General features: G+C 62.7%; 10 protein-coding genes. 9 read left to right on the forward strand and 1 reads right to left on the reverse strand.

Going from position 1 to position 13,758, the window contains the following annotated elements; all coding sequences use genetic code 11:
- Positions 1–12 precede the first annotated feature (12 nt).
- The 4 genes from KUL25_RS03330 (at position 13) to KUL25_RS03345 (ending at position 5,920) form a co-directional block, all read left to right on the forward strand.
- Positions 13–741 (forward strand): RlmE family RNA methyltransferase, encoded by a 729-nt coding sequence (locus KUL25_RS03330; protein WP_257891634.1) that lies wholly within the window; start codon positions 13–15, stop codon positions 739–741.
- Between the two features lie 69 nt (positions 742–810).
- Positions 811–2,259, forward strand: coding sequence for an IMP dehydrogenase (gene guaB / locus KUL25_RS03335; RefSeq protein WP_068363021.1), 1,449 nt, complete (start codon positions 811–813; stop codon positions 2,257–2,259).
- Between the two features lie 36 nt (positions 2,260–2,295).
- Positions 2,296–3,465 (forward strand): RsmB/NOP family class I SAM-dependent RNA methyltransferase, encoded by a 1,170-nt coding sequence (locus KUL25_RS03340; protein ID WP_257891635.1) that lies wholly within the window; start codon positions 2,296–2,298, stop codon positions 3,463–3,465.
- A gap of 196 nt (positions 3,466–3,661) precedes the next feature.
- Positions 3,662–5,920, forward strand: coding sequence for an ATP-binding protein (locus KUL25_RS03345; protein ID WP_427854475.1), 2,259 nt, complete (start codon positions 3,662–3,664; stop codon positions 5,918–5,920).
- An 8-nt stretch (positions 5,921–5,928) separates the two neighbouring features.
- Here the strand turns inward: KUL25_RS03345 and KUL25_RS03350 are convergent, their stop codons facing one another.
- The gene (locus tag KUL25_RS03350) at positions 5,929–6,525 is read right to left on the reverse strand and encodes a gamma-glutamyl kinase (RefSeq protein ID WP_257891637.1); all 597 of its coding nucleotides are present in this window, start codon (positions 6,523–6,525) and stop codon (positions 5,929–5,931) included.
- 219 nt (positions 6,526–6,744) lie between these two features.
- Here KUL25_RS03350 and recA point away from each other — a divergent pair, with 219 nt between their 5' ends.
- The 5 genes from recA (at position 6,745) to KUL25_RS03375 (ending at position 13,737) form a co-directional block, all read left to right on the forward strand.
- Positions 6,745–7,818: a recombinase RecA gene (recA, locus tag KUL25_RS03355; RefSeq protein ID WP_068363011.1), complete on the forward strand. Its 1,074-nt coding sequence runs from the start codon at positions 6,745–6,747 to the stop codon at positions 7,816–7,818.
- A 162-nt stretch (positions 7,819–7,980) separates the two neighbouring features.
- Positions 7,981–10,662 carry an alanine--tRNA ligase gene (gene alaS / locus KUL25_RS03360; RefSeq protein WP_257891638.1) on the forward strand — a complete coding sequence of 894 codons (2,682 nt, stop codon included), beginning with the start codon at positions 7,981–7,983 and terminating at the stop codon, positions 10,660–10,662.
- 18 nt (positions 10,663–10,680) lie between these two features.
- The gene (locus tag KUL25_RS03365) at positions 10,681–10,968 is read left to right on the forward strand and encodes a DUF1330 domain-containing protein (RefSeq protein WP_068363008.1); all 288 of its coding nucleotides are present in this window, start codon (positions 10,681–10,683) and stop codon (positions 10,966–10,968) included.
- Between the two features lie 54 nt (positions 10,969–11,022).
- Complete coding sequence (locus KUL25_RS03370; RefSeq protein WP_257891639.1) at positions 11,023–12,429, forward strand: cryptochrome/photolyase family protein; 1,407 nt, start codon at positions 11,023–11,025, stop codon at positions 12,427–12,429.
- 96 nt (positions 12,430–12,525) lie between these two features.
- Complete coding sequence (locus tag KUL25_RS03375) at positions 12,526–13,737, forward strand: SAM-dependent methyltransferase (protein WP_257891640.1); 1,212 nt, start codon at positions 12,526–12,528, stop codon at positions 13,735–13,737.
- Positions 13,738–13,758: the final 21 nt, after the last annotated feature.

Raw genomic sequence — 13,758 nt, forward strand, 5'->3', positions numbered from 1 at the left:
AGTGAGGCCAAGATGGTTAAGAACACCAGCGGACGCGGTCAGCGCGATCTGAAGGTCAAGGTAAAGACCGCGCGCGGGCGCAAGTTGTCCTCCACCCGGTGGCTGGAGCGGCAGTTGAACGACCCTTACGTGGCCGCCGCCAAGCGCGACGGCTACCGGGGACGTGCGGCCTACAAGATCATTGATCTCGATGACAAATATCGCTTCCTCGTGCCCGGCGCGCGGGTCGTGGACCTGGGCTGTGCGCCCGGGGGATGGTGTCAGGTGGCCGTGAAGCGCGTCAATGCGTTGGGCGAGAAAAGCGGCAAGGCCGTGGGCCGGATCATCGGGCTCGATCTGCAAGAGATGGAGCCGATTGCAGGCTGTGAGCTGCACCAGTTGGACTTCATGGAAGATGACGCGGACCTGAAGGTGAAGGAATGGCTAGGCGGAAACGCCGATGTGGTGATGAGCGATATGGCGGCCTCAGCCTCGGGGCACAAACAGACCGACCACATGCGCATCATGGCGCTGTGTGAGGCGGCGGCTGACCTGGCCTTCGACGTGCTGGAGCCCGGCGGCACCTTTGTGGCCAAGGTTCTTGCTGGCGGCGCGGAGGGGACGTTGCAGACGTTGCTGAAACAGCGCTTCAAGAAGGTCGCGAATGTGAAGCCCGGCGCGTCGCGTGCCGACAGCTCGGAGAAATTCGTCGTGGCGACCGGCTTCCGGGGCCGGGACGAGGGCGCGCAACACCACATTTAGGCCTTGCCCCTCTGGTCGCCCCATGGGATAGCGACGTGCCAACCGAACCCCTTCAAAGGAGTGCTCCTGATGGAGATTCGCGAGGCCCTCACATTCGACGATGTTCTGCTGGTTCCCGGCAAATCCTCGGTCCTGCCGTCCGACGCCGACACGCGGACCTGGGTGACCAAAAGCATCGCTTTGAACATCCCGCTGCTGAGTTCCGCCATGGATACCGTGACCGAAGGGCGCATGGCGATTGCCATGGCGCAGGCCGGCGGCATGGGCGTCATTCACCGCAATCTGGACGTGGAGGCGCAGGCGCGTGAAGTGCGCCGTGTGAAGCGGTTCGAGAGCGGGATCGTGTATTCGCCCGTGACACTGACGCCGGATCAGACGCTGGCCGACGCCAAGGCGCTGATGGAACGCTATGGGTTCTCGGGTTTCCCGGTCGTCGACGAGGCCCGGCGCGTGCTGGGGATCGTGACCAATCGCGACATGCGCTTTGCCCAGGACGACAAGACGCCGGTCGCCGCGATGATGACCTCCGAGAACCTTGCGGTCTTGCGGGAACCCGCGGACCGCGACGAGGCGATCAGCCTGATGCGGGCGCGGCGGATCGAGAAGCTGTTGATCACCGATAGCAAGGGGGTGTTGACGGGCCTTCTGACGTTGAAGGACACCGAGCAGGCCGTTCTGAACCCCATGGCCTGCAAGGACCCGCTGGGGCGCTTGCGGGTGGCGGCAGCCACGACGGTGGGCGACGCGGGGTTCGAGAGGTCCCAGGCACTGATCGAGGCAGGCTGCGACCTGATCGTCATCGATACGGCACATGGTCATTCCGAGGGCGTGGCGATTGCGGTGGAGCGGGTGAAATCCCTGTCGAATGAGGTCCAGGTCGTGGCGGGCAACGTCGCGACCGGCGAGGCCACGCGCGCCCTGATCGACGCGGGCGCGGATGCGGTGAAGGTGGGGATCGGGCCGGGCTCGATCTGTACCACGCGGATCGTGGCGGGGGTGGGCGTGCCGCAGCTGACGGCGATTTCCGATTGCGCGGAAGCGGCGGGCGACATTCCGGTGATCGCGGATGGCGGCATCAAGTTCTCTGGCGATTTTGCCAAGGCGATCGCGGCGGGGGCCCATTGTGCGATGGTCGGCTCGATGATCGCGGGCACGGACGAAAGCCCTGGCGAGGTGATCCTGTACCAGGGCCGATCGTTCAAATCCTACCGGGGCATGGGGTCGCTTGGCGCCATGGCAAGGGGCTCGGCGGATCGGTATTTCCAGAAGGACGCAGCCAGTGACAAGCTGGTGCCTGAAGGGATCGAAGGGCAGGTGCCTTACAAGGGCTCGGCGGGGGCGGTGGTGCACCAGTTGATCGGTGGCCTGCGCGCCGCGATGGGCTACACCGGGTCGGCCACTGTCGCAGAAATGCGCACGAAGTGTCAGTTCGTCCGGATCACGGGATCCGGTCTGAAAGAGAGCCACGTTCACGATGTGCAAATCACGCGTGAAAGCCCGAATTATCGTATTGGATGAGTGGGTTGTGCAACGCTCTTGAAGTGATGGTTTAAGATGCAACCGGCAGCACGCTATGCGGCGGCGATCGAGGTTCTGGACGCATGGCGTGACGGTGCGCCGGTTGAACAGGCCCTGACGCGGTGGGCGCGCGGGGCGCGTTATGCGGGCTCCAAGGATCGTGCGGCTGTGCGCGATCATGTCTATGACGTACTGCGCCGGAAGGGCAGTTGCGAGGCAGTCGGCGGTCCTGCGGGGCGCGGCTTGATCCTGGGGTTGGCGCGGTTGCAGGGCCTTGCTTTGGACGAGATATTCTCCGGCATAGGTCACGCGCCAGACCCGCTGGACGAAGCGGAAAGGGAAGCGGAAAGGGACGTGGACGCCCCGCCCCTTGATCCGGCTTTGAACGTGCCCGACTGGACCTTGCCGCTTCTGGCACCGCGCGCGCCCGATGCATTGGCGGATCTTCTGGAAACCTTCGCGCACCGCGCCCCCCTGTGGCTGCGCGTGAACCTGCGGCGTGGGACAAGGGAGGCCGCCGCCCGTGCGTTGGCCGAGGATGGATTGGTCACGCAGCCGCATTCTGAGGTGGCAACAGCGCTTGAAGTGACCGAGGGCGCGCGGCGGCTGCGGCAGGCCTCCAGCTACTTGGCGGGCTTGGTGGAGCCTCAGGATTTGTCCGTGCAGGCGGCGATGCAGCGGGTGGCTTGGCCGGACGACGGGCGCATTCTTGATTATTGCGCCGGGGGCGGGGGCAAGGCGTTGGCTATTGCAGATCGGACACGGGCGCAGGTTTTCGCCCATGATGCGCTGCCCCAACGGATGGCGGATCTTGAGCCGCGCGCGACGCGTGCGGACGTGCGGATCACACCGCTGACAAGCGATCAGCTGCACGCGCGTGGGCCCTTTGATCTGGTGTTGACCGATGTGCCTTGCTCCGGGTCCGGCACGTGGCGGCGTGATCCCGAGGCCAAGTGGCGCCTTAGCCCGCAAGCCCTTGAAGAATTGGTGAAAACCCAAGCCTCCATCCTTGAAGAAGCGGCTGATCTGGTCGCGCCTCGTGGTCGTTTGGTCTACATGACCTGTTCGCTTTTCGAGGCCGAGAACGAGGCACAAATCGCCGCGTTTCTGGCGCGTCATCCCGGCTGGCAAGCCGGCGCGAGCCATTGTGATACACCCCTGACCGCATCGGACGGGTTTTTTGCGGCGGAACTTCACCCGCTGTAAAATCTGGCCATGTGATGAGAAATCATACAGTCTTCGAGATGACCTTAAGGTTAATTTAACCATTTCGGCTCAGGTTTCCGAGGACGTCGGGCCAACGCCGCGTGGCGGTGACGGTATCCAAGAGAAGGCGAATTGAATTTTGACTGACGAGGCTGTCGATCGCGTAGTGACCGATGCACGGGGGATCAAACCTTTCGTGCAGCCCACGGTTTTGCTGGTGTTGGGGGCGGTCGCGGGTGTTGCAACGCTGCTTGCACCGGGGCCAGAACTGCGTTTTGGGTTGATGGCCGCAACCGGCGGCTGCCTTGCCGCGGCGGCCCTTGTGGCGCTGCGTGATATCTGGCGGATCTGGCGGGTGCAGAATACCTTCCAGTCCGCCTTTGCCTTGATCCAGCATGACCCCGCACCGTGTTTTTGCACCGATGACGACGGGTCGATCGTGTTGCAGAACGCCGCCGCTGAACGGCGCTTCGGGGAACGCTTGGGCCTGCCGATGGCCCGCGCCGTATCGTCCCTGTTTCCCAATGCGGCCGCGGTTGTATTCCGTCAGGAAACCGCGCTGGGGCGGCGTCCCTCTGCCCATGAGATCGTGGTGACCCCTCGTGGCACCGTCCGCTTGGCCGCGCACCGTTTGAACGGCGGTGTCATTTGGCGCATTGATGATATGGCCGATGCGAACTCGCGTCATGGAGAGTGGATTGGCCTGCCGATGATGGTGGTCAGCCACAACGATACGATCTTGTCGATGAATTCCGCGATGCGGGAGGTTTTGGGACGGCGCGCAACGACACTTGAAGATGTCTTTCCGGATCATCCGCTTGTGGCGGGCCGACGGTCCAGCCTGTCTGGCGCTGATGGCAAGATCGAGGTCATTCCCATTGTCGTGCCCTCCAAGGACGGTCGTCGGGAAGTCTACGCCGTGCCAGGCCTGGCCGAGCCACCTGCCGCCTCCGTCGCCGCGCGTGCGTTCGAATCTCTGCCCGTGGCGCTGCTGCATATCAGTGCGGATGGTGAGGTTCTGGCCTCCAATCACCACGCCCAAAAGCTTTTGGGGATCGATGCATCTATGACGGGCCCGATGTCTCGATTTGTCGAGAACCTGGGCCGTCCGGTCGGCGATTGGGTGGCCGATACGCTGGCTGAACGGGTGTCCAACCGCTCGGAAGTGGCGCGCGCCAAGCAGCGCCGGGATGAGACGTTTCTGCAGATCTCGCTCAGCCGGATCGTCGATGGCACCGGGCCGTCGCTTCTGGCGGTTTTGCACGACGCGACCGAGCTGAAAACCCTGGAGCAGCAATTCGTCCAAAGCCAGAAGATGCAGGCGATCGGCGAATTGGCGGGTGGTGTGGCCCATGATTTCAACAACTTGCTGACTGCCATTACCGGCCATTGCGACCTTTTGCTTTTGCGCCATGATCAGGGCGACCCCGACTACGCGGACCTGGTGCAGATCAATCAGAATGCCAACCGTGCAGCCAGTCTCGTGGGGCAGCTTCTGGCGTTCTCGCGCAAGCAGACGCTGGAACCCGAAGTTCTGGACCTGCGCGACTCGATCGGTGAATTGACCCATCTTCTCAATCGGCTGGTGGGCGAGCGGATCACGCTGTCTCTCTCGAACGATCCCGGTCTTGCGCAGATCCGGGCCGATCGGCGCCAACTCGACCAGGTCATCATGAACCTCGTGGTGAATGCACGCGACGCGATGGTGGACGGCGGCGAAGTGCGGGTCGAGACCCGCATGGTGCATCTGACCGAGCCGATGGCGCGCGATCAGGCGGTTGTGCCGGTCGGCTCTTATGTGACGATCCGCGTGCGCGATCAGGGCCACGGTATTCCACCCGACAAACTCCACCGGATCTTCGAGCCGTTCTTCACCACCAAGCGCACGGGGGAGGGGACTGGCCTCGGCCTTTCGATGGCTTACGGCATCGTGAAGCAAACGGGCGGCTATATCTTCGTCGACAGCGTTGTGGGCTCGGGCACCACGTTCACCATCTATATTCCCGCCCATGAGGCAGTGAAAACCGAAGCCACGCCCGCAGTGATCGAGGCTAAGGCGACGGAGATCAACGAGACGTTGACGGATGATCGTCCCGGCGTGGTGTTGCTGGTCGAGGATGAAGCACCGGTGCGGGCCTTTGCCTCGCGGGCGCTGCGTTTGCGCGGCTATACGGTCTTGGAGGCCGGTTGCGCCGAAGAGGCGCTGGAGACCTTGTCCGATGCGGGCCTCGAAATCGATCTTTTCGTGACCGATGTGATCATGCCGGGCATGGACGGTCCGACCTGGGTGCGTGAGGCCTTGAAAGATCGGCCCGGCACGAAGGTCGTCTTCGTGTCCGGCTATGCGGAGGACGCGATGGAGGAGGGGTCAATCGGCGTGCCGGGCTCTGTCTTCCTGCCCAAGCCGTTCTCGCTGACGGACCTGACGGAAACGGTGCGGCGGCACTTGCATTGACGCCTTGGTCAGCTGCCCAACCGGGCCCAAAGCGCGAACTCTTCAGGCGCCTCCGCGCGCAACCGCGCGTCCATCTCGGTGCTCAGACCCACGTCACGCGCCGGGGACACGTTGCTTCGCCCGACATCGAGGCGCGCTTTCACGCGCCCTTCGAGAAAGGCGACCGCGCGGTCCAACTGGTCATGGCGAAACAGATGATCGACGCCGAGCGTGCCATCTTCCTCGGACACGAACCGTGATTGCCGACCAACCTTGGCAAATTCAGGCGGTGTGTGCTGCAGCCAGGCGGCGACGAAGTCGTCGAAGCTGATATCGGCGGTGGAGTTTGCCGTCCCGCGGATTTCGTCGCGGGCGCGGTAACGGTACCAGCTGGAAAGCCATCCGACGGGCTCGCGGACTACGGCCATCAGCTCCAACTTCCGCTGGCCGCGCTGTTCGAAAAACTTCTGCACCTGGTTGCGGTATCGCCGAACGGTGCAGTGCTTTTGCTGGGGCGGGTTCAGAATCGCCGAATCCGCATAGGGCAGCAATGCCTGCTCCAAGGCGGTCGTGCCCGTCTTGGGGACCGCCAAAAGCACCAATCGCGCCTTCCAAAACACCAACACGTGCCGATCCCTTCACTTTTCCGCATTCGAGTAACCGATTGTTAACGCCTCCCCGTGAAAGATCACAGCACAGAAGAATTAACTTGAATTGTTCTCGTTTTGTTTGTTAACGATTTTGAGAACAAGGCAAGAACATGACAATGCCGGGCAAGCGGGATCGCCCCACAACCGGCCCCATTGCCGCCAGACCCTGCGGCATGACATAAGGACCTGAACTCCATGGCAACGGCGAACCTTCTCGACATGACCGATCGTAAATCTGCGGATAAGCAAAAAGCCCTCGACTCTGCTCTGGCGCAGATTGAACGCCAGTTTGGCAAGGGCTCCATCATGAAACTGGGCGGCGACAATGTCCTAAAGGACATTGAGTCGACCTCCACCGGGTCGCTCGGGCTGGATATCGCGCTGGGGATCGGGGGGCTGCCGAAGGGCCGGGTCATCGAGATCTACGGGCCAGAATCCTCGGGCAAGACGACGCTGACGCTTCATGCCATCGCGGAAGAGCAGAAAAAGGGCGGGGTTTGCGCCTTCGTGGACGCCGAGCATGCGCTTGATCCGCAATATGCGCGCAAGTTGGGCGTCGATCTGGACGAGTTGCTGATCTCGCAGCCCGACACCGGAGAGCAGGCGCTGGAAATCGTCGACACGCTGGTGCGCTCGGGTGCCGTCAGCATGGTGGTGGTTGACTCCGTCGCCGCGCTTACGCCGAAGTCCGAGCTGGAAGGCGACATGGGCGACAGCTCGGTCGGGGTTCATGCGCGTCTGATGTCCCAGGCGATGCGCAAGCTGACTGGATCAATCAACCGTTCCGGTTGCATGGTGATCTTCATCAACCAGATCCGCATGAAGATCGGCGTCATGTTCGGCTCGCCCGAGACGACGACAGGCGGCAACGCGCTGAAGTTCTATTCCTCCGTCCGTCTGGACATCCGCCGCATCGGCGCGATCAAGGATCGCGACGAAATCGTCGGCAACTCCACCCGCGTCAAGGTCGTGAAAAACAAGGTGGCGCCGCCGTTCAAGCAGGTGGAATTCGACATCATGTACGGCGAGGGCATCTCCAAGAACGGTGAGCTGATCGACATGGGCGTGAAGGCGGGCATCATCGAGAAGTCCGGCAGCTGGTTCTCTTACGGAGATGAGCGGATCGGGCAGGGGCGTGAGAATGCCAAGTCCTTCATGCGCGACAATCCCGAGACCGCGCTGGAGATCGAAGACAAGATCCGTGCGTCCCATGGCCTTGACTTCGACATGGCCAAGGACGATCCGGAAATTCTTGACGACGACGAATGAAGACGCCGCAGCGGGGGAATGCTTGAGCTGGCCCCGCCGCAGGATGAACAAGCAGGGAAGGGGTGGTCGCGAGGCCACCCTTTTTCGTGACGGGACCGTGGACAGCGCTTGGGCGCGAGGGTACATCATGCGCCGCACCTCCAGCCACGGGACCGCCGCGCCATGACCAGCCTCAACGATATCCGCTCGACCTTCCTTGATTATTTCGGGCGACAAGGGCACGAGATCGTGCCCTCCAGCCCCCTGGTGCCGCGCAATGATCCGACGCTGATGTTCGTCAACTCTGGCATGGTGCAGTTCAAGAATCTGTTCACGGGGGTCGAACGGCGCGACTACGTGCGCGCTACCTCGTCTCAAAAATGCGTGCGCGCGGGCGGCAAGCACAACGATCTGGACAACGTCGGCTACACCGCGCGTCACCATACGTTCTTCGAGATGCTGGGAAATTTCAGCTTCGGAGATTACTTCAAGGAAGACGCCATCCGTTATGCGTGGGAACTGATCACCCGCGACTTCGGGATCGACAAGAACCGTCTGTCGGTGACGGTCTATCATACCGATGACGAAGCCTATGATATCTGGAAGAAGGTCGGTGTGCCCGAGGATCGGATTATCCGCATCGCCACCTCCGACAACTTCTGGCAGATGGGGCCAACGGGGCCTTGCGGGCCGTGTACCGAGATTTTCTACGACCACGGCGATCACATCTGGGGGGGACCTCCGGGCTCGCCCGAGGAGGACGGGGATCGGTTCATCGAGATCTGGAACATCGTTTTCATGCAGAACGAGCAGTTCGCCGATGGCTCCATGGTGCCACTGGACATGCAGAGCATCGACACCGGAATGGGGTTGGAGCGGATCGGCGCGCTGTTGCAAGGCAGCCACGACAACTATGACACCGACACGATGCGGGCGCTGATGGAGGCCTCGGCCCACGCGTCCTCCACCGATCTGGACGGGGACCAGAACGTGCACCACCGGGTGATCGCGGATCACCTGCGTTCCACGAGCTTCCTGATCGCCGATGGGGTGATGCCGTCCAACGACGGGCGCGGCTACGTGCTGCGTCGGATCATGCGCCGCGCCATGCGCCATGCGCATCTGTTGGGCGCAAAGGATCCGTTGATGTATCGCCTGGTGCCTGCGTTGGTCAGCCAGATGGGGCAGGCCTATGCCGAGCTTGGGCAAGCGCAGGCGCTGATTACCGAGACGCTGAAGCTGGAGGAAGAGCGGTTCCGCACCACGCTGGATCGCGGCCTCAAGCTGCTGGATGAAGAGGTTGCTGGTCTGGCCGAGGGCGCGAATTTGCCCGGTGAGGCGGCATTCAAGCTTTATGACACCTATGGCTTCCCGCTCGACCTGACGCAGGACGCGCTGCGCGAGCAGGGGCGCGCCGTGGATACCGAGGGCTTTGACACGGCAATGGCCGAGCAGAAAGCCAAGGCGCGCGCGGCGTGGTCTGGCTCTGGCGATGCGGCGGATGCGACGATCTGGTTTGACGTGGCCGAAAAGAACGGCGCGACGGAATTCCTGGGCTACGACACTGAAGTGGCTGAAGGCGTGGTGCTGGCCATCGTGGCCGATGGCGCCGAGGTGGCGTCGCTCAAGACCGGTGAAACGGCTTGGGTCGTGTTCAACCAGACGCCGTTTTACGCCGAGTCCGGCGGTCAAGTCGGGGATCAGGGATATGTGCGCAGCCTTGAGGCAGGCCATGATGATCCCCAGAAACGCTTCGCGGCGGATGTCGAAGACGTGCAGAAATTTGGCGGGGGTCTGTTCGGCCATCGGCTGGCCGTGCGAAGCGGCACGCTGAAGATCGGCGAGGCCGTGCGGTTGGAGGTCGACCATTCCCGCCGCACGACCATTCGCGCCAACCACTCGGCCACGCACTTGCTTCACGAGGCGCTGCGGCGCGCGTTGGGGGACCATGTGGCGCAGCGCGGATCGCTCAATGCGCCGGATCGGTTGCGGTTCGATTTCAGCCACGGCAAGGCGCTTTCACTGGAAGACCTGGCGAAGGTGGAGGATGAGGTGAACGCCTATATCCGCCAGAACGCCCCCGTCGAGACGCGGATCATGACGCCGGACGACGCGCGCGGCCTTGGGGCGCAGGCCTTGTTTGGCGAGAAATACGGTGATGAGGTCCGCGTCGTCTCGATGGGGGTGCAGGACGGTTCGGGCAAAGGGGCGGACGGCAACACCTATTCGCTGGAGCTTTGCGGCGGCACCCATGTGCGGCGCACCGGCGACATCGGGGTCTTCGTGACATTGGGCGACAGCGCGTCGTCGGCGGGCGTGCGCCGGATCGAGGCCCTGACGGGGCCTGCCGCGTTCGATTATCTCAGCGCGCAGGATCACCGGATGGGCGCGCTGGCGCTGGAGCTGAACGCGCAACCCGGCGATGTGATCGACCGCGTCAAGGCCCTGAAGGACGACCGCAAGAAGCTGGAGAACGAGGTGGCGCAATTGCGCCGCGAATTGGCGATGGCAGGCGGTGCGCAGGCCCCCGAGGCGACCGAAGTGAATGGCATCGCGTTCCATGCTCAGGCGCTTAGCGGCGTGACGGGCAAGGATCTGGCTGGGATCGTGGACGAGCACAAGGCGCGTCTGGGGTCCGGCGCGGTGCTGTTGATTGCAGACACCGGCGGCAAGGCGGCGGTGGCTGCGGGTGTGACGGATGACTTGAAGGACAAGATCAGCGCCGTTGATCTGGTGCGCGCGGCCGTGGCCGAGTTGGGCGGCAAGGGTGGCGGCGGGCGTCCCGATTTCGCACAAGGGGGCGGGGCGGATGCCTCCAACGCGGAGGCTGCGATTGCGGCGGCAAAAGCCGTTCTGGCCCAATGAAACAAGAAGGATAGCACCATGCCCCAGGCTTTTTGGATTGCCCATGTGACCGTCACCGATGACGCCGCCTATGCGCGCTACGCCGCGCTGGCGCTGGAGGTGATCACCGCCCACGGGGGCTGCTTTCTGGCGCGCGGCGGCCCCGCGATCCAGAAGGAGGGCCGCGCCCATCCGCGTAACGTGGTGGCGGTGTTCCCCAGCCTTGAGGCGGCAAATGCGTGCTACGAGTCGGACGGCTACAAGCAGGCCATGACCCACGCCGTCGGCGCATCGGAACGGGATCTGGTGTTGGTCGAGGCGTCGTGAGGGCCTTGACGCCGCGCGTCTCGCCCTAGCTTTCGCCAGAGGTAAGGGGCAAGCATGACAACGATCTATTGGGTACGGCGGGATCTCCGCCTTTCGGACAATCCGGCGCTTGTGGCAGCCTGTGAAAGCGGCGCTGTGGTGCCGGTGTTTATTTGCGACGAGGTGGTCGAGGGGCACGGCGCGGCGCCGAAGTGGCGCTTGGGCCTTGGGGTGGAAGCCTTTGGCGACGCGCTGCGCACGGTCGGATCGCGGCTGATCCTGCGCCGCGGCAACGCGCTGGAGGTGCTGCGGACCCTTATCGCGGAGGTCGGAGCGGACGGCGTCCATTGGAATCGCCTCTACGATCCCGATAACCGCAAGCGCGACGAGGCGGTGAAGTCCGGGCTGAAGGACGATGGGATCAAGGCCGTCAGCCACAACGGCCATGTCCTCTTTGAGCCCTGGACGGTCGAGACCAAGACGGGCGGTTTTTACAAGGTCTACACGCCATTCTGGAAGGCGGTGCGCGACCGCTCACCGGGGGAGGCGCTGCCTGTGCCGCAAATCCCGGCCCCCGGCAGTTGGCCCGCCTCGGACGATATTGCGGACTGGGGCCTGGGCGACGCGATGAACCGGGGCGCTGACATCGTGGCCCCGCACCTTAACGTGGGCGAACAGGCGGCGCAGGGGCGGCTGGGGTCTTTCATGGGAGATGGCATCGACGACTACGCCGATGCCCGTGACAACCTGGCCAAGAACGGCACGTCGCTGCTGTCTGAAAACCTGACCTATGGCGAGATTTCTGCCCGCGCCTGCTGGCACGCGGGCCAACGTGCCATGGCCGACGGCAAACCGGGGGCGGAGACATTTCTGAAAGAGATCGTCTGGCGCGACTTCGCCTACCACCTCGTGTACCACACGCCACGCATCACGACCGCCAATTGGCGCGAGGAGTGGGACGCGTTCCCCTGGAATGAGGATGAACGTCTCAAAGAGGTGAAGGCCTGGAAACAAGGCCGCACCGGTATGGCCATCGTCGATGCCGCCATGCGCGAAATGTACGTCACGGGCCGGATGCACAACCGCGCGCGGATGCTGGTGGCCAGCTACCTGACCAAGCATCTGATGTGTCATTGGAAAATCGGCATGGACTGGTTCGAGGAGTGCCTGGTGGATTGGGATCCGGCCTCCAACGCGATGGGGTGGCAGTGGTCGGCGGGCTCCGGCCCCGATGCGACGCCGTATTTCCGGGTCTTCAACCCCGAAACCCAGGCCGAAAAGTTCGACAAGGCCGGGCGCTACCGAATGCGCTGGCTGGCCGAGATCACCCGCCAACCCCAAGACACCGCGCTGGCCTACTTTGACGCCGTGCCGCGCACGTGGGATCTTGGCCCTGACATGGATTACCCCGACGCGCCCATCGTTAGTGCCGCAGACGGGCGAAAGAGGGCGCTAAATGCCTATGAAAACCGGGACTTCTAACCGAAACGTGTCCAGAAACGCTTACATAAGGCACAAAAGCCACTTGCCCAAATCCGGGACGGCTTACATGTATGCGATCGGGATAAGGGCAAGAAAATGAATGTACTGACGTCAGTTGAGGGGCAAAAAGACCTCCCACGATATTTCAAGGCGGTGTTTGAACGGGCACAGGGGCTGGAGCATGGCCGCATCGACTTTCGCTTGCCCGATGGACGCCTGTTTCGCGTGGAAGGGTCCAAGCCTGGCCCGGTGGGCGAGTTGGACATTCACAACGTTGATATCTTCGCCCGCCTGATCCGCGAGGGCGATCTGGGCTTTTGTGATGCCTATCTCGATGAGTGGTGGTCTACGCCGGATTTGCAAGGCTTTCTGGACGTGGTCCATGCCGACAATGACGAGGTGTATGACGGTTTCCTGGGCATGGGCATCATCCGCGCCTATGAAAAGTTCCGCTTTTGGCTGATGCGCAACACGAAGAAGCAGGCGCGCAAGAACATTTCGGCCCATTATGATCTGGGCAACGATTTCTATGGCCTGTGGCTGGACGATACGATGACCTACTCCAGCGCCCTGTTCGAGACCGGACAGGAAAGCCTGGAGGCGGCACAAATCGCCAAATACGCCTCCATGGTCGATCAGATGGGTGCCGTGGCGGGCGACCATGTGCTGGAAATCGGCTGCGGCTGGGGCGGCTTTGCGGAATACGCGGCGCGCGAGCGTGGCATCAAGGTGACGGGCCTTACGATCAGCCAACAACAGCACGATTACGCGGTCAAACGCATTGCCGATGCAGGCCTTAGCGACATGGTCGAGATCAAGATGCAGGATTACCGTGACGAACAGGGCACATATGACGGCATCGCCTCCATCGAGATGTTCGAGGCCGTTGGAGAGCAATACTGGTCCGTCTACTTCGATACCCTGCGCGACCGTCTTAAGCCCGGAAAGCAGGCGACCTTGCAGATCATCACGGTGCAGGACAAGCGGTGGGAGGTTTATCGCAATGGTGTTGATTTCATTCAGAAATACATCTTTCCCGGTGGCATGTTGCCCGCCCCAAAGGTGCTGAAAGAGCAGGTGGAAAAGGCCGGACTTCACATCGCCCATTCGGTGGAATTCGGCGAGAGCTACAGCCAGACCTGCCGCCGTTGGCACGAGACATTCAACGCGAAATGGGACCAGATCGCCGCCCTTGGTTTCGATGACAGGTTCCGGCGGATGTGGAATTTTTACCTGGCCTCTTGCGCCGCAACGTTCCATTTTGGAAACTGCGACGTGACGCAGATCACGGTGCGCAAGCCGATCTAATACGGCCCCGCACCGATAGGG

The sequence above is a fragment of the Gymnodinialimonas phycosphaerae genome (assembly GCF_019195455.1).
GTDB lineage: Bacteria > Pseudomonadota > Alphaproteobacteria > Rhodobacterales > Rhodobacteraceae > Gymnodinialimonas > Gymnodinialimonas phycosphaerae.